This is a genomic window from Lysobacter korlensis (genome assembly GCF_042434515.1).
This window is the reverse complement of the sequence record NZ_JBHLTG010000009.1, coordinates 163,870-180,653: the sequence shown is the minus strand read 5'-3', so window position 1 is coordinate 180,653 and position 16,784 is coordinate 163,870. Positions and strand designations below refer to the sequence as shown.

The window sequence follows — 16,784 nt, the reverse complement described above, 5'->3', positions numbered from 1 at the left end:
CGTCGCCGGGGAGCGTCATTGCCGCGGAAAGCTCTCGAGGAGCCCCTCCAGCAGGCGGAGCATGTGCGCTTCCGTGTCCTGGCGGGAGAGGCCCATGTCGCGCCGGAGCAGCTTCCAGACGTACAGGTCGGTCGCGGCGATCAGCAGCCGCACGCGTTCGGAGCGCTCCGCCGTCCCGCCGCTTCCCAGCCATGGCGCGAAGACCGACTCGACCCAGCGCCGGTGCACGGCGCGGCCGGTGGTCACGATGCTTCGCGCACGCTCATCCGCCGACTCCTGCGAGAGGAGCGCCATCATGCCGTCACCGCGCTGCTCGTAATGGTCGATCAGGATCCGCAGGGCCTCCGGCGGGTTGCCGGCCGGTGCCTCCCGCTCCGCCTCGACCTTCGCGCTCTCATGGGCGAGCGTCTGGTCGAAGAGTCCATCGCGGCTTCCGAATCGGCGGAGGATCGTCTGCACGCTCACCCCGGCCCGTTCGGCGACCTCCGTGAGCTGGATCGACATCGATGAGCGCTCGGCGACGAGGCGGACGAGCGCATCCATGATCCGCAGGTGCGTTGCCTCGCTCGCCTCGGCACGAGCGCGCTGGGTGTACGGCCTGATCGTTTTCATGTCAATTGCAGTTAACGCGAAATTTGGCGATGCGTCAAGCGTGGATGAGGCGATCTCTCGGCAGCGGGGAGCACGATGTCGGTCGGGAGGCGGAGAGGCGGCGGATGGACCGAACGGTGGACCGTGCGCTGGGCGCGCTCTACGGTGTCGCGCTCGGCGATGCCATGGGCATGCCGAGCGAGGGCAAGTCGCGCGACGCCGTCCGCACGGAGTTCGGCTGGCTCGACCGGCTCCTCCCAGGGCCCGATCGCGAGTTCGTGCCGGGCGGGCTGCCGCGGGGCGCGGTCACCGACGACACCCAGCAGACCGTGCTGGTCGCCGAAGGGATCCTCGAGGCCGGCGGACGGATCGACGCCCGCATCCTCGCCAGACGCATCGTCGCCTGGGCGGACGCCCTCGGTGACACCGCGGGCAGCTTCCTCGGGCCGAGCTCCGCGCGGGCGATCGACGCCTTGCGCGACGGCGTGCCGCCCGAGGAGAGCGGTCGGCTGGGGACCACCAACGGTGGGGCGATGCGGATCGTGCCGGTGGGGATTTCGTCCCCGTCCGGTGACCTCCCCGCCCTGGTCGACCGGGTGGAGCAGGCGTGCCTTGCGACGCACCACACGGATGTCGCGATCTCGGGCGCTGCGCTCATCGCCGGCGCGGTGTCGGCCGCTCTGGACACCCCGGCCGGGATCCAGGGAGGGGAGCGGCTCGACATGGTGATCGCCACGGCGCTGGAATGCGCAGAGCTCGGCGGGGCCCGCGGCAACCGGGTCGCTTCGGCGTCCGTCGTCGAACGAGCCGCGGTGGCGGTCGGCTTCGCGCGGTCTGCCGGCACCGATGAACGCTTCCTGCAGCGGGTGTACGACGTGGTCGGCACCAGCGTGCTCACGCCGGAATCGGTGCCCGCGGCACTGGGGGTGGTGGTCCGCGCGCACGGGGACCCGGTGCGGGCCGCCGTTCTCGCGGCGAATCTCGGCGGCGACACCGACACCATCGGCGCGATGGCGGCAGGCATCTGCGGCGCCCTGACCGGAGCGGCGGGCGTGCCGGCCGGGATGCGGGCGACCCTCGACCAGGTGAACTCGCTCGACCTGGGACCGCTCGCCGAGGCGCTGGTGGGCTATCGAACAGGTGGCCCCCTCCGCGCGCGACCACCCGGGCCCTGACCGCCCCGGCTCTGACCGCCCCGGCCCTGACCGCCCGGCCCTGAAAGCGCTGGGCGACGAACGGCCCGGGGCGGCCGAAGCCGTCCCGGGCCGCCGTGCCCCTCGGCTAGGAGGCCGTGCCGGACTCCTCCGCCCGGGTCTCCGTCTCCGTCGTCGACGACTGCTCGTCGCAGTCGCCTCCGGCACCGTGTCCGCCGCGCGGGCCGCGGTCCTGTTCTGTCCCGGGCTCTGCTGTCCCGGGCTCGGTCGTTCCCGGCGTCGGCGGCGCCGTCTCGCTGGAGTCGGTGCCGCTGCCGGATCCGGTCGTCGCCGCCGACGCCATGCCGACGCCGAGGAACGCGGTCGCCGTCAGGGCGACTCCGGCTCCGGCGCCGAGCAGCGCCGCCGGAACGGTGGACCACCCGCGTTGCTTCGGCGGCGCTTCGAGTGTGTCGCTCATTCGTCTCCTTCCGGGGCCGGCCGGGTGCCGGCCCGCAACAGGCAGACTGCGATCGGGCGCTGTGGCCGCTCGAGACGCAGGCTAAGAGCCGGATAAGACTGCCGCGCCATCGCGGCGATCGGCCGAGCCGGTCGGGGTGGACGGCAGGCGGGCGGTGAACACCGTGCGCCCGGGCTCACTCTCGACCGTGACGGTGCCGGCGTGCGCCTCCAGGATGGCGCGGACGATCGACAGGCCGAGCCCCGTGCTGCCGGCCCGGCGAGACCGCGACGAATCGCCGCGCACGAACCGTTCGAAGAGCGTCGGAAGGATCGACTTCGCGATGCCGGGGCCGTCGTCGGAGACGGAGACGATCGCGGCGTCCGGCGTCGCGGTCAGCCGGACCTCCACGCTGGTGCCCGCCGGAGTGTGCACCCGCGAGTTCGCCAGCAGGTTCGCGAAGGCCTGATGCAGCCGCTCCGCGTCCCCGCGGATCACCACCGGCTCGTCCGGTACGGTGACTCGCCACTCGTGGTCGGGCCCGGCGGCACGCGCGTCGCTGGCCACATCGGCGAGCAGGTCGCCCAGGTCGACGGGCTCTGCCCGCAGGGCACGGCCCTCGTCGAGGTGGGCGAGCAGCAGCAGCTCCTCGACGAGCCTTGACATCCGCACGGATTCGGACTCGATCCTGGAGAGCGAGTGCCGAAGCTCGTCGGGCAGCTCGTATGGCGCCCGGCGCGTGAGCTCCGAGTAGCCGCGGATCGCGGCAAGCGGTGTGCGCAGCTCGTGGCTGGCGTCTGCGACGAACTGCCGCACCTGGTCTTCGCTCTGCTGCCGCGCTGTGAGGGCGTCCGCGACGTGGTCGAGCATCCGGTTCAGCGAGAGGGCGACCTTGCCGACTTCGGTGTCCGGATCGGCGTACTCCGACGGCACCCGGTCGGGCAGCGCGACCGCCCCGCGGGACAGCGGAAGCTCGGCGACCCGACCCGCCGTGTCGGCAACCCGTTCGAGCGGGCGGAGGGCGCGGCGCACCGCCGCCGCGGAGAGGATCCCGGCAGTGAGCAGCGCGAGCCCGCCGACCACGCCGACGATCACCAGCAGACTGCCGGTGATCTCCTGGGCCTCGGCGAGCGGAAGCCCGACGATCATCTCGTTGCCCGCCGCATCCGTCGTCGAGACGAAGCGGTAGGCGTCGAGCGTCCCGCCCAGGTCGATGGTCACCGGACCGGCATCCTGATCCATCGCGGTGATGCGCAGCACCTGCTCCTCGGTGAGCGGCTCGCCGTCCCCGTTCACGGCGATGTATCCGGCGGCGACGACGATGCCGTCCACGGTCAGGACGCCGACAGCGCCGGAACCGAGCCCGGGCAGCAGCGCCTCGACCGGAGCCTCGCGACCATGCGGCCGGCCCGCAACATCCTGGCTGCGGCCGATCGCCGAGGTGAGCTGCGCGTCGACCTTGGACACCAGGAACTCGTGCAGCGCCAGCACGCTGAGCGCACCGACCACCAGGCTGAAGACGGCCAGCATCGCGACGATGCCGGCGACCAGTCGCTTGCGCAGCGACCAGCCGGCCGGCCGATCCAGGGTCGCGCTGACGTTCACCGGGCCGGCTTGATCGAGTACCCGACGCCGCGCACCGTGTGGATCATCGGCCCGCCGAGCGGGTCCAGCTTCTTGCGCAGGTAGGAGATGTAGATCTCCACGATGCTCGACCGGCCCCCGAAGTCGTAGCTCCAGACGCGGTCGAGGATCTGCTCCTTGCTGAGCACCCGGCGTGGGTTCCGCATCAGGAACCGCAGCAGCTCGAACTCGGTGGCTGTGAGTGAGATGTCGGTGTTCCCGCGGCGCACCTCGTAGGTCTCCTCGTTCAGCACCAGGTCGCCGACGACCAGCTCTGGGCTGTCGGCGTCGCCGAGCACCAGTGAGGTGCGGCGGATGAGGCCGCGCAGCCGCGCCACCACCTCCTCGAGGCTGAACGGCTTGGTGACGTAGTCGTCGCCGCCCGAGGTGAGACCGGCGACGCGGTCGTCGACCGAATCCTTGGCGGTGAGGAACAGCACCGCCACGTCGTCGCCGTTGGCGCGCAGCCGGCGGAGCGTCTCCATCCCGTCGACGTTCGGCATCATGATGTCGAGCACCACCACATCCGGCCGGAACTCGCGGGCGACCTTCAGCGCCTGCTGACCGTCCGCGGCGGTCTTCACATCCCAGCCCTCGTAGCGCAGCGTCATCTGCAGCAGGTCGCTCAGCGACGCCTCGTCATCGACGACGAGCGCGCGGATGGGCGAGCCGTCGACGTGGGTGATCCGGGTTGGCTGGAGGAGTGTCATGGGTGCCACGTTCACAGCCGTTGCTTTGTGGTTCCTATGCGACGGCTATGGCGCTGCCCGGTCGCCGGTGGGATTCGTACCGGAACCATAGGTTCTCCATAGGTTCTCCATAGGGTCCGGGGGCTCAATGAGACCATTCGTCAGCAACAGGACTGCCTGGCGTTGGGCGCCTGGGGCCGGACTTCGGCGGAAGCCCGGAGAGCGCCGTTCAGGCACGCGGAGGCCCTCACCACTCGATCGGGTCGGTGGTGAGGGCCTCCGTTCCTGTCTCCTGCTCTTCGACAGGCTCAGTGCACGCGACGCGCCTCAGGGCCGGGTTGCTCAGCGGAAGGCGTCGTCGGCTTCGCTCGACTCGTTCATCACCGGGATCTGCGTGGTGATCGGGATCACCCCGGTGATCGTCGGCACCTGCGGGATCATCAGGGTGCCGTCCTCGCGACGGTGGCGGCCCTTGCTCTGACGGGGCGAGCCGGCGAGCACCGCACCCTGCCCGTGCAGAGGGATCATCGCGTCGTGGCCGGGCGCCACCTGGTACGGCTCCCCGCGCACGAGGAACGGCACCGGGTTCTCACCCTCGAGCACCGACACCCGCATGAAGTCGGCCTTCAGATCGATGAGCAGACGCGTGCCGTGCCAGATCAGGCGGTACCGCAGCTCCGGCCAGGACGCAGGCAGACGCGGGTCGAACGTGAGCATGCCGTCGTGGTCGCGCATGCCGCCGAACCCGGAGACCAGGGAGCTCCACACCCCGCCCGCCGAGGCGACGTGCACGCCGTCGGAGGCGTTCTTGTGCAGGTCCGCGAGGTCGACGAAGAGCGAGTGCAGGAAGTACTCGAGCGCGAGGTCCTGATAGCCGACCTCCGCCGCGATGATCGACTGCACGACGCTCGACAGGGTGGAATCGCTGGTCGTGAGCGGGTCGTAGTACTCGAAGTCCGCGAGCTTCTCCTCGGGCGTGAACTGGTTGCCCTGCAGGAACAGCGCCAGCACCACATCGGCCTGCTTGATCACCTGGAAGCGGTAGATCACCAGCGGGTGGAAGTGCAGCAGCAGCGGCTTCTTGTCGTCCGGGGTGTTCTCCAGATCCCACACCTCGCGCTCGAGGAAGTGGGAGTCCTGTGGGTGGATGCCGAGGGCGTCGGAGTACGGGATCGCCATCGCGGCGGCCGCGCGGTCCCATTCGGCGACCTCGTCCGGACGCAGGTCGAGGCGCTTCACCATCCGCTGGAACGCTTCGGGGTTCTCCCGCGCCAGGTCACGGACGGTGGTCGCTGCGAAGGTGAGGTTGAACCGGGCCATCACGTTGGTGAACAGGTTGTCGTTCACGACGGTGGTGTACTCGTCCGGGCCGGTGACGCCGTGGATGTGGAAGGTCTGCCCGCCGTTGCTGCGCCAGAAGCCGAGCGTCATCCACAGCCGCGCGGTCTCCACCGCGATGTCGACGGCGCCGTTGGCGATGAACGCCACGTCGCCGGTGGCGCGCATGAACTTCGCGAGCGCATACGTGACATCGGCGTTGATGTGGTACTGCGCGGTGCCGGCGGCGTAGTAGGCCGACGCCTCCTCACCGTTGATGGTGCGCCATGGGAAGAGGGCGCCCTCCTCGTTGAGCATCTGCGCCCGGGTGCGGGCCAGCGGCAGCATGTGCATCCGCGCGCGGAGTGCGTTCCGCGCCCACAGCGGGTTCGTGTAGGCAAGGAACGGCAGCACGTAAATCTCGGTGTCCCAGAAGTAATGGCCGCTGTAGCCGCTGCCGGTCACACCCTTCGCGGCGACCCCGAGCCCGTCGGCGCGGGCGGCGGACTGGGCGAGCTGGAAGATGTTCCAGCGGATCGCCTGCTGCAGGTCCGGATGGCCGGGCACCTCGACGTCGGAGTTGCGCCAGAACTCGGTGAGCCAGTCCTGCTGCTTCTGGTACTGCAGCGCGGCCCCCTCCTCGCCGATGCGGTCGAGGGTGCGGTTGCAGCGGTTCAGCAGCTCCCGGGTCGGCGTCGACCGGGAGGTGTGGTAGCTGACCAGCTTGGTGATCTTCAGCGGCACGCCCTGCTTCGCGTGGATGTTGAAGACGTTCCGGGCGATGTCCGGGCCGATGTGCCGTTCGACCTCGTATTCGTTCGCCGTCTCGATGAGGTGGTCGGCGGCGACGGCGATCAGCATCCCGGAGTTCGTGACCTTGTAGCTGAGGGCGCTGCGGTCGCCCTCCTGCCAGTATTCGCGGGGGATGAGCACCCGGTCCGCGATCCGTTCGGACTTGCGGGGGTCGAAGGTGTGCTTGTTGGTCTCGCCGAGTCCGCCGTACTCGTCCTGGCCGTCCTGCCGGTTGAGCATCTGGGAGGAGACGGTGACCGGGGCGTCGGCGTCGAGCATCGTCACCTCGATCGTCATCATCGCGAGGTGACGCTCTGGGAAGGAGACCATCCGGCTGGTGACGACCTTGACGCGCTTGCTTGCGGGGGTGAGCCACAGCAGCTCGCGGCGGAGCACGCCGGTGCGGAAGTCGAGGCTGCGCTTGTAGTCGAGGAGGTCGGCCTCGTCCAGGGCGAGCGGCTCATCGTCGACGTAGAGGCGCATCACCTTGGTGTCCGGCGCGTTCACGATGGTCTGACCGACCTCCGCGAAGCCGTACGCCTGCTCGGCGTGCCGGATCGCCCACGTCTCGTGCAGTCCGTTGACGAAGGTGCCGTGCTCGTGCGCCTTGCGGCCCTCGGCGTTGTTGCCGCGCATGCCGAGGTAGCCGTTGCCGACGGAGAACAGCGTCTCGCTCACGCCGACCTCGGTCGGCGAGTAGAGGACTTCCGTGAAGGCCCAGGGGTCCACGGGGAAGCGGTCGCGGTCCATTGCAGTGTCCCGGTCCATTGTCGGACGGTATGGGCTCATTCGGCCACCTCCAGGAACTCACCGAGATCGGCGACGACGACATCGGCTCCGGCGTCGAACAGGGCCTGAGGTCCGACGCCGCGGTCGACGCCGACCACCAGCCCGAACGTGCCGGCCCGCGCAGCGGCGACGCCGGAGATCGCGTCCTCGAACACGACCGCATCCGCCGGTGCGACACCGACCGCCGTCGCGGCGTGCGCGAACATGTCCGGGGAGGGCTTGCTCGCGAGGGTCTCCCGGGCCGCGACCAGCCCGTCGACGACGACGGGGAAACGATCCCGGATGCCGGCCGCGGTGAGCACGGTCTCGGCGTTCTTGGAGCTGGACACGATGGCCACCCGCATGCCCTTCGCCCGCAGCTGGTCGAGCAGCGCGAGTGAGCCGGGGTACGGCTGCACCCCTTCCTCCTGGAGGATGCGGGAGAAGACGTCGTTCTTGCGGTTGCCGATGCCGCACACCGTGTCCGCGGTGGACGGATCCGTCGGGAACCCCCATTCCAGCTCGATGCCGCGGGACCGGAGCAGGCTCGCGACACCCTCGTAGCGCTGCTTGCCGTCGAGGTGCAGGAAGTAGTCGTCGTCCGTGTAGGGGAGCGTCACGCCCTTCTGCACGAACAGCTCCTCGAACATCGTGCGCCACGCGTGCATGTGCAGGTCGGCGGTCGGGGTGAGCACCCCGTCGAGGTCGAAGAGCACGGCGCGGAACGCGTCGAGGTCGGGAAGCGCTTGCGGCGCTGGTGGTGACATCTGGCGTGCTCCTCCGGAGGGTCTGCGCGCGACTCTACGCGGGGGATGGTTTCGCAGGGATTTCGACACGATTTCGGGGTACGCGCGCTGAAGTCCTGGAAAAGAGTACGACAAGAAATGCCGCGCGAATACCAGGCGGGAGTGGAGCGGCCGCCGTGGTCGTCGGAGCGCCCCGCGGGGCATGGTTATCGCCGCACTTCCTTGAGGAGGATCGACTGCTCGAGGAAGGACGCAAGCACCACGTCATCCGGGGTCTGGCCCGGCGCAAGTCCCGAGCACCGTACCCGGTTGCTGCTCGTTCTGCTGTCCCGCTGGACGCCCCAGGGGTCTTCCAGCGCGATGGCGTCCAGCACCGCGTGCGTCGTGCGTCGCACGCCGTCGTCGCGCGTCGCGAGCAGGTCATCGAGGCTGACCCTCGTGGTCATGGGACGACGGTACCGCGCACCGCCGACATCCGCAGGGCGGAGACGTGGCAGGATGCCGACTGGCCGAGGCGGAAAAACACCGGTGGATGCCGTCTGCCAGACAGTACAGTCGTCTGCTGTTGCGGCACACGGGTCCGCCGTTCACAAGCTCGGTCTTTTTTGGGGGTTCGCGTGGGGCGCTTCGCTCGCGTGCTGCTGGCATCGTTCGTCGCAACCGCACTCACCGTGTCCGGCATCGCCGTGCCTGCCGCCGGCGCGACGGCCGACCCGTTCACGGTCACGGTCGACGGCTCGCTGAACCTGCCAGGCGGCGACTCGGTCAACGACGCGGTGGACGTGCACGTCACGGCGGCGGAGGCGCTGACCGTCGACGTCGAGCTGGTCGACGGGGCGGGGGAGACGGTGCGTGAGCTGGGCGCCGGCCTGGCGCTCACGGATGCGGAGGCGGACGGCACGTTCACGGTGTCGGTCGCCGTCGATGTGGAGGGCCTCGACGCCGGGCGCTACACCGTGCGGGCGCGCCAGTCCGACGACCCGGACGCCGCCGCGGAGGCAGGCCTCGCCGTGGCCCCGACCGCCGCGGCGCAGCTGAGCCTCGACAGCAGCTCGCCGGACGTGTTCCCCCACGCGGACGGCTACCGCGACACGGTGACCTTCACCGCCGCGGTCGCGGGTGCCAGCGCCGAGGCGCTGCCGGTCAGGGGAACTCTCACGGTGACCTCCGGCAGCACCGTCGTGGAGACCTGGAGCATCGACACGTCGACCGAGCAGAGCTTCACATGGGACGGCCTGTCGGACGGCGCCGTCGTCGCAGGCACGTACACGGTCACCGCATCCGTCACCACCGCCGACGGGACCGTCCTGACCGACTCCACCACGGTCGACGTCCGCAGGACGGAGGTCGAGAGCATCACCGTCACCCCGGACGGCGGCTCAGCGCCGGCGAAGGACGGCTACCGCGACAACGTCACGTACACCGTGTCGGCGGTCACCTCCACCGGCTCCACGCTTCCGGTGACCGGCAGTCTCACGATCTCCCTCGGCGGCACCGTGGCGAAGACGTGGGCGCTGACCGACACAGCCGCCAAGAAGTTCGTGTGGGACGGCCGCATCGACGGGAAGCTCGTTCCGGGCAAGTTCACCGTCACCGTGACGGCGGCCGGTCCCGAAGGAGGCGGCAGGACCAGCTCCTTCGGGATGACGGTGTACGCGAAGAGCCTCGTGACGATCGGTGCCACGGCCCGCGACGGCGCAACGGTGCAGTCGATCCTCGCCGACCCCGGCTGGGGCGGCACGCCCTCCCGCAAGGCGACGCAGTGGTACCTCGACGGCAAGCCGATCGCCGGTGCGACCAAGTGGGCGATCCCGGCGACGAGCGCGATGGTCGGGCACGAGCTGACCGTCAAGGTCACCGCCACGGTCGCCGGCGTCCAGCGCGTCGGCACCTCAGAGCCGGTGGTGGTCCAGCCCGGCAAGACCTCCGAGGCGAGCCTGAGGTCGAAGCTCGATTCGCTGATCAGGACGCTGCCGGGCGACTACACGGTGACGGTTCGGGAGATCGACGGCGGCAAGCGGTCCGTCAGCATCAACGGCACGGCCGACCGCGAGCCCGCCTCCTCGATCAAGATCTTCATCGCCTGGGCGGTGTACAAGAAGGTCGACCAGGGCACCCTCAGCCTGTCGACGCGGCTGTCGTCCGGGCTGACGGTCGAGCAGTGCCTTCGTGCGATGATCGAGCCGTCCGACAACTTCTGCGCCATCGAGCTGCGCAACAAGGTCGGCCTCGCCTACCTGAACAAGCTGATCGACGACGGCGGCTACGACGACACCCACTTCTGGTACGCCAACGGGCGCACCAAGGTGACCTCCTCCACCGACCTCTCGGACCTCATCACCAACCTGGTGCTCGGCAAGCTGCTGTCGCACGCCTCCACCGCGAAGCTCGTGCACCTGCTCAAGACGCAGGTGTGGCGTGAGGCGATCCCCCCTGGGCTGCCGGACGACGTGGTGCAGGCGTCGAAGCCGGGCACGCTGTGGGTCTCCAGCGGGATGACGGAGACGGATGTCGCGTTCGTCTGGGGGTCGAAGACCCGCTATGCGATCGCGGTGATGGGCTACAACGGCGCCACCATCCCGTCGATCACGAAGATCTCGAAGCTCGTGTACACACACCTGCAGGGCAGCTTTCCGAACCCGTTCCTCTACGACAGGCAGCAGATGGTGTCGACGGCCGGTGTGACGCTGCGCTCGACGGCTGCCGCGTCCGGGAAGGTTGTCGCCACCTACCCGGCCGGCACGCAGATCGAGGTGATCGACAGCATCCGGAACTGGTACTACGTTCGGGTCGCCGGGAAGCTCGGATACATGCTCAACACCTCGCTCACCCTGCGCAACCCGATCGGCTGACGGTCCGGTCGGCGACCCCGGTGCGCCGCCTCACCCCGGCAGCACGGGGCTCGCGGTCCCGGCTTCCGCCGCACCGCCCGGCGCCCCGCCGCGCGGCTCGCCTGTCCGAACCGCCCCGGCGCTCGCCGCGACGACCAGTCCGATCGCGAGCCACTGCAGCGGCGTCAGCTCCTGTGCCAGCACGACCTGCCCGGTGAGGGCGGCGATCGCCGGTGCCAGACTCATCAGGATGGCGAAGGTCGCCGGGCGGATGCGGCGGAGCGCGATGAGCTCCAGCCCGTACGGGATCATCGACGACAGCACCGCAACGGCGAGCCCGAGCCCGAGGATGTCGGGCCGGAGGATGCCCGCCCCCGTGCCGAGCAGTGCGAACGGCAGGCTGACCAGGGCGCCGACGGACATGGCGATCGCGAGCCCGTCGAACCGGGGGAACGCCGCACCCGTCCGCGCCGAGCCGACGATGTATCCCGCCCACAGAGCTCCAGCGGCCAGCGCGAAACCGACACCGACCGGGTCGAGGGCGGTGAGGCTGCCCCAGCCGAGCAGCGCGACGCCGGCGGAGGCCAGCAGCGCCCACAGCCACGCGATCGCGCGGCGGCTGGTGACGACCGACAGCACCAACGGTCCGAGCACTTCGATGGTCACGGCCGCGCCGAGCGGCAGGCGGGCGAGCGCCTCATAGAAGCAGAGGTTCATCGCGGCGAGCACCACACCGAACCCGACGACGGTGACCCAGCCTTGGCTGGTGTGCCCGCGCAGACGCGGGCGCAGGATCGCGAGCAGCAGCAGCGCCGAGAAGGCGAGCCGCAGGAACGTCATCCCGGTCGGGCCCGCGGCCGGGAACAGCAGCACGGCGATCGCGGCGCCAACCTCCTGGCAGGTGAGCCCGCCGAGCACCATGGCCACCGCGCCCACCGCCTGCTGTGAGCGGGGAGCGGAGTCGGCGGGCACCATCCGACCGTAGACGACCCACTCGACGGCCCGGACCCGACGACGCGGCCTCCGGCCTCCCGCTCCGTCGCCGAATCCTTCGGTACGGTTCCAGCGTGATCACGCAGCGCTCGCGGGACGGTCGGTGATGCATGGCCTCACGGGTCAGGTCGGCGCCCGTGTGCTCGCGTCGATGCTCGCGCTGGTCGCCGCCGTGCTGTTCATGGGCGTCATCGACCTGGCGACCCTCCCGGGCTGGGTGAATCAGGAGTTCGAGTGGCCCGTGCCGCTCGAGGTGAGCTGGGGGTCGCTGTTCACCTTCTTCCTCGCCGGCGGCTACGTGTGGGTCGCCGTTCTGCCGCACCGGCCGGAGCCTGGGCTGGTGCAGGTGGCGATCGCGAGTGTCGCCCTCGCGTTCAGCGCGGCGGCGGGAGCGGATGTCCGGCCGCTGTGGGTGGCGGCCGCCGCCGCACTGTCGGCGCTGCTGCTGGCGACCATGACGCAGCGGTCGGGCGGAGCCGGGTACTCCTCCTGGTCTCTCAACGGCTGGCAGCTCGCTCTCGCCGGCCTCGGCATGTTCCTGTGGCTGCCGTACACGATCGAGGCGCTCGAGGCGTCCCGCGCCGGGGTGGTCGGCGACATCACGAACGGCATCGAGCACTGGCCGGTGCAGGCGGCGACGGGCGCGGCGCTCATCCTCGCGTCGCTGCTGTCCGCCGTGTGGGACCCCGGCCGCGGCCTGCTCCGCGTGACCTGCTGCCTGTCGGCCGCCTTTCTCGGGATGGCGCAGCTCGCGTTCCCGGACCGCGCCGGCGCGATGGAGGGCGACCTGTGGGGGATCGGTGTGATCCTTTGGGCGGTGCTGCTCGCGCTCGCCCCGTCGACCTCGACCTCGACGTCGACCTACCGCTGACCGGCGCGGCTACCCCTGCCGAAGCACCGACCGCTGGGTGCCGAGACCCTCGATCGAGAGCTCCATCACGTCGCCGGGCCGCAGGAACGGCTTCGGATCGGGTTGGCCGGCCGCCACGCCCGCCGGCGTCCCCGTGTTGAGGACGTCGCCCGGCCGGAGCACCACGAACTCGCTGAGGTACCGCACCAGCTCGGCGACGCCGAAGATCATGTCCGCCGTCGTGCCGTCCTGACGGCGGACGCCGTTGACGTCGGTGGTGAGCCGCAGGTTCTGCGGATCCGGCACCTCGTCCGCCGTCACGAAGTACGGGCCCATCGGGCAGAACGTCTCGGCGTTCTTCCCCTTGTCGAACTGCCCGCCGCGCTCCTTCTGGAAGGCCCGCTCCGAGACGTCGTTCGAGACGGTGTACCCGGCGACGTACGACATCGGGTCGTCATCCGCACCGAGGTAGCGCGCCTCCCGGCCGATCACCACAGCGAGCTCGACCTCCCAGTCGGTCTTCCGGCTGCCGCGGGGGATCAGCACGTCGTCGGTCGGCCCCACGACCGTGTCCGGTGCCTTCATGAACAGGATCGGCTCGGTGGGGATGTCTGCGCCGGTCTCCGCCGCGTGATCGCCGTAGTTGAGCCCGATGCAGAGGATCTTCCCCGGACGCAGCGGCGCGCCGATCCGCGGGCTCCCCTCCACGGCGGGCAGCGAGCCCTCGGCCAGCTCCCGCGCGATCCGCTCCAGCGCGCCGCGATCGGTGAACACCTGGTCGACCCGGCCGATCACCAGGCTCAGGTCGCGGAGTCGTCCGTCGGCGTCCAGCACCGCCGGCAACTCCTGGCCGGCCGGTCCCACCATTGCGAGCTTCATGGCGTCGCTCCGTTCCCGCCGGGCACCGCTGTGCCCGCGATCCGCTTGCCTCGGGAAAAGCGTACGGCGGAGGCGGGACCCAGTCGACGGCGCCGGCTCCGACGACACGGCTCACCGCTCCGGGCCGATTGCTGTCGGATGGATACCATTCACGGAGCTTCGGTACATGAATTCGTATCGGATTAACAGCTTTCGCGGGGAGCGCCGGTGCATCTGCACCCGGCGGACGCCGCACGCGTGGCAACGCGATCGAGTGGAGGAATCATGACGGAGAACGCCAACGCGAACTCGGGCGCGCCCGGCCAGGGCGACGCCCCCGTGTCGACCGGGATCGCGGCCGGCTGGTACGACGACGGCACCGGCCGGACGCGCTGGTGGGACGGCACGCAGTGGACGGAGCACTACCGGTCCGAACATCAGGCCGAGGCCACGCCTGTTCCCGCACCGCAGTCCGGATCCGACGCGCAGACCGCTGTCTTGCAGAACGGGCAGGACGCGACTGCGACCGCCGTGATCCCGCCCGTGGCCACGGAGGCGACGGCAGCTCCGGCTCGGCAGGCGTCGCCTCTCGCTGCTCAGCCGGCCGCGAAGTCCAAGCGCATGGTGCCGCTGATGGCACTGGTGCTCAGCAGCACGGGTGCGCTGGTGCTGGGAATGCTGCTGGGAAACGTGTCGGCCGGCGGGGCGGGGTCCCGGGCAGACGTCGAGCTCGCTGAAATGCAATCGGAGCTCGCCAGCGCGGCGACCGAGATCGCCGACTATGAGCAGCGGCTGGCGGAGGCCGATGCCCGGGCGGCGGAACTCGAGGAGGCGGCCGCCGCTCGCGAAGGCGAGGAGCAGCCGGCGGAAGAGCCGGCCACGTCGGCGGAAGACGAGGCGGCGGTCCGGCAGGCCTTCGCCTACAACGCGCACGGACACCTCGGGGACATGGAGAAGGACCTCGACGATCTGGTCGTCACGCTGGATGAGAACGGCTTCTGGCGGCTCCTCACCAACTCTGTGGAGCTGAGCTTCAATCTCGGCCAGCTGCAGGCTCTCGACGTGCCGGCCGAGGTGTCGGAGAACTGGAGTGCCCAGTTGGGCGACATCGACGCGGGGATCACCGCCATCTCCGACCTCGTGGCGGCGGAGCGCTACGCGGACGTGTACGGCGCGATCGACACCCTGCGAGCCCACGTCACCGCGGCGCACGAGATCGCTTCAAGCGTCGAGTAGCCCACACCACTGTGCATCGCTGTGGCCTCGTCCGTGATCGAAGGGCGGGGCCACGGTCATGTCTGTGACGAGACGTCTCATACGACAGGGCGGCGACCTGACACCTGGACTGGGGGAGTCGACCGCCCGCATGGCATATACCGAATTCGCCGTCCGATCGCTAGCATCAGTGCACTATTTGAGTTCCACTCACAGGTTGACCGCCGGCCGACCGTCGATTCAAGGAGGAATCGCGACCGACAGTTCATCGGAGCCAGAGGCGGCTGCGACGGACCCGAGCACCGAAGGACACACCATGACCGACCAGCAGCCCACATTCCCGCCGCCCGCAGGCGGACTGCAGCACCCCACCCCGATCGTCCGCAGGCACTGGGACGGCAACGGGTGGACCAGTCCCACACCACCGACTCCCGGAATGCCGGCGACACAGCTGAACGCGGCAGACCCGCGCCGCGGACGAACCGCCGGCTGAGCTCACGGCGGCCGGCGCGACGCACCCGGCCGACGGCGTGCGGGGGAGGCGGCACTGCGCCCGCCTCCCCGCTAGCCTGATTCGAATGAGCACCGACTTCCGTACCGCCCCTCTCGACGCGACCTCCGCGGAGCGCCTGGCAGCGGCGGGGCTCCGGTACGCGCTCGTCGACACCGCCGACCGGGATGCCTTCTCCGCTTGGCTGCAGGCGGACATGCGCGGCTTCCACGTCGCCCGCTTGAACGACGAACTGCTCGAGAAGAACCTCGAGGGCCTCGCCTACCGGCGCACCACCGGCGTGTTCGACGACGCTCTGATCGACCCGGTCACTCCTGTCGGGACCGTCAACTCGTGGATCGGCGAGGTGACCGTGCCGGGCAGCCGCACCGTTCCTGGCTGGGCGATCAGCTCGGTCACCGTCGCGCCGACGCATCGCCGCAAGGGCGTCGCCCGGAATCTCCTCGAGGGGGAGCTGCGCACCGCATCCGCGCTCGGTGTGCCGCTCGCGATGCTGACCGTGTCCGAGTCGAGCATCTACGGCCGGTACGGATTCGCGACCGCCGCGATGGCGGCGGAGTGGCGGATCGACACGAAGCGGGCGAAGTGGACCGGCCCGACACCCGGCGGCCGGCTGCAGTTCATCCCCCAGGAGGAGTTCCGCGCCCTGGTGCCGGGCCTCTTCGACCGGGTCCGCCTCAGCGTGCCCGGCGAGGTGCCGCTGTGGGATCTGCGCTGGGATCAGATCGCGGGACTCGCCTGGGAGGACAAGGGCTCGGCGGCGAAGCTGCGTGCGGTCCGGTACGACGATGAGAAGGGCAAGCTGCAAGGCCTGGCGCTCTATCTGGTCAAGGGCGGCGACGACGACTTCACGAAGCACACCCTCGAGGTGCACCACCTGACGGCGGCGACCCCGGATGCGTACGCGGCGCTCTGGCGCTTCCTCCTCGAGGTGGATCTCGTGAGCGAGGTGAAGGCGTACCTGCGGTCCGTCGATGAGCCGGTGCGGTGGATGATCTCCGACATGCGCGCCATCAGGTTCACCCCGAGCGACCACCAGTACCTGCGCATCCTGGACGTCAAGGGGGCGCTGGAGGCGCGCTCCTACGCCTCATCCGCGATGATCGCGCTGGTCGTCACCGACGAGCTCGGCTTCGCGCAAGGCAGGTTCCTGCTCGAGATCGACGGAAAGGGTGTCGGCGAGGTGCGTCCGATGCAGAGCGTCGCGCCGCGCGGTTCCGCCGCGCTCGCCCTGACGGTGAACGAGCTGTCGGCTATCTATCTCGGCGGGGTGCCGGTCGCGACGCTCGTCGGCGCGGGGAGGATCAAGGAGCTGCGCTCCGGCTCCGCCGCGGTGGTCGATGGCGCTTTCCGCTCCCCGCGCACCCCGTCGCTCAGCAGCTGGTACTGAGTTCAGTGGATGCTGAG

15 protein-coding genes are annotated in these 16,784 nt (G+C 70.2%); 6 read left to right on the top strand and 9 right to left on the bottom strand.

Going from position 1 to position 16,784, the window contains the following annotated elements; translation table 11 throughout:
* Window positions 1-15 precede the first annotated feature (15 nt).
* Window positions 16-612, bottom strand: coding sequence for a TetR/AcrR family transcriptional regulator (locus ACFFGH_RS28700; RefSeq protein ID WP_386675188.1), 597 nt, complete (start codon window positions 610-612; stop codon window positions 16-18).
* Between the two features lie 104 nt (window positions 613-716).
* Between ACFFGH_RS28700 and ACFFGH_RS28695 the strand changes: the two genes are divergently transcribed.
* The gene (locus tag ACFFGH_RS28695; RefSeq protein ID WP_386675185.1) at window positions 717-1,766 is read left to right on the top strand and encodes an ADP-ribosylglycohydrolase family protein; all 1,050 of its coding nucleotides are present in this window, start codon (window positions 717-719) and stop codon (window positions 1,764-1,766) included.
* 106 nt (window positions 1,767-1,872) lie between these two features.
* Here the strand turns inward: ACFFGH_RS28695 and ACFFGH_RS28690 are convergent, their stop codons facing one another.
* From ACFFGH_RS28690 to ACFFGH_RS28665, 6 genes are all read right to left on the bottom strand, one after another.
* Window positions 1,873-2,205, bottom strand: a complete 333-nt coding sequence (locus ACFFGH_RS28690; protein WP_386675183.1) for a hypothetical protein — start codon at window positions 2,203-2,205, stop codon at window positions 1,873-1,875.
* 81 nt (window positions 2,206-2,286) lie between these two features.
* On the bottom strand, window positions 2,287-3,789 hold the full coding sequence (locus tag ACFFGH_RS28685) for a sensor histidine kinase (protein ID WP_386675180.1): 1,503 nt from the start codon (window positions 3,787-3,789) through the stop codon (window positions 2,287-2,289).
* On the bottom strand, window positions 3,786-4,517 hold the full coding sequence (locus ACFFGH_RS28680; RefSeq protein ID WP_386675177.1) for a response regulator transcription factor: 732 nt from the start codon (window positions 4,515-4,517) through the stop codon (window positions 3,786-3,788). The genes ACFFGH_RS28685 and ACFFGH_RS28680 overlap by 4 nt, the downstream gene beginning before the upstream one ends.
* A gap of 321 nt (window positions 4,518-4,838) precedes the next feature.
* Entirely contained in the window at window positions 4,839-7,373 is a 2,535-nt protein-coding gene (locus ACFFGH_RS28675) for a glycoside hydrolase family 65 protein (protein ID WP_386675174.1), read from the bottom strand.
* Between the two features lie 17 nt (window positions 7,374-7,390).
* The gene (locus ACFFGH_RS28670) at window positions 7,391-8,140 is read right to left on the bottom strand and encodes an HAD family hydrolase (protein WP_386675171.1); all 750 of its coding nucleotides are present in this window, start codon (window positions 8,138-8,140) and stop codon (window positions 7,391-7,393) included.
* Window positions 8,141-8,325: 185 nt separating this feature from the next.
* On the bottom strand, window positions 8,326-8,565 hold the full coding sequence (locus tag ACFFGH_RS28665) for a hypothetical protein (RefSeq protein ID WP_386675168.1): 240 nt from the start codon (window positions 8,563-8,565) through the stop codon (window positions 8,326-8,328).
* Window positions 8,566-8,736: 171 nt separating this feature from the next.
* Between ACFFGH_RS28665 and ACFFGH_RS28660 the strand changes: the two genes are divergently transcribed.
* Window positions 8,737-10,971, top strand: coding sequence for a serine hydrolase (locus ACFFGH_RS28660; RefSeq protein ID WP_386675165.1), 2,235 nt, complete (start codon window positions 8,737-8,739; stop codon window positions 10,969-10,971).
* Window positions 10,972-11,001: 30 nt separating this feature from the next.
* Here ACFFGH_RS28660 and ACFFGH_RS28655 read toward each other — a convergent pair whose 3' ends face one another.
* Window positions 11,002-11,922, bottom strand: coding sequence for an EamA family transporter (locus ACFFGH_RS28655; RefSeq protein ID WP_386675162.1), 921 nt, complete (start codon window positions 11,920-11,922; stop codon window positions 11,002-11,004).
* A 127-nt stretch (window positions 11,923-12,049) separates the two neighbouring features.
* Here ACFFGH_RS28655 and ACFFGH_RS28650 point away from each other — a divergent pair, with 127 nt between their 5' ends.
* Window positions 12,050-12,814: a hypothetical protein gene (locus ACFFGH_RS28650; protein WP_386675159.1), complete on the top strand. Its 765-nt coding sequence runs from the start codon at window positions 12,050-12,052 to the stop codon at window positions 12,812-12,814.
* Window positions 12,815-12,823: 9 nt separating this feature from the next.
* On the opposite strand, the gene ACFFGH_RS28645 is transcribed toward ACFFGH_RS28650, so the two are convergent.
* Window positions 12,824-13,672, bottom strand: a complete 849-nt coding sequence (locus tag ACFFGH_RS28645) for a fumarylacetoacetate hydrolase family protein (protein WP_386675156.1) — start codon at window positions 13,670-13,672, stop codon at window positions 12,824-12,826.
* A 264-nt stretch (window positions 13,673-13,936) separates the two neighbouring features.
* Here ACFFGH_RS28645 and ACFFGH_RS28640 point away from each other — a divergent pair, with 264 nt between their 5' ends.
* From ACFFGH_RS28640 to ACFFGH_RS28630, 3 genes are all read left to right on the top strand, one after another.
* Window positions 13,937-14,887 (top strand): DUF2510 domain-containing protein, encoded by a 951-nt coding sequence (locus tag ACFFGH_RS28640; protein WP_386675153.1) that lies wholly within the window; start codon window positions 13,937-13,939, stop codon window positions 14,885-14,887.
* A gap of 295 nt (window positions 14,888-15,182) precedes the next feature.
* The gene (locus ACFFGH_RS28635) at window positions 15,183-15,359 is read left to right on the top strand and encodes a hypothetical protein (protein WP_386675150.1); all 177 of its coding nucleotides are present in this window, start codon (window positions 15,183-15,185) and stop codon (window positions 15,357-15,359) included.
* Between the two features lie 85 nt (window positions 15,360-15,444).
* Complete coding sequence (locus tag ACFFGH_RS28630; protein ID WP_386675147.1) at window positions 15,445-16,767, top strand: GNAT family N-acetyltransferase; 1,323 nt, start codon at window positions 15,445-15,447, stop codon at window positions 16,765-16,767.
* Window positions 16,768-16,784: the final 17 nt, after the last annotated feature.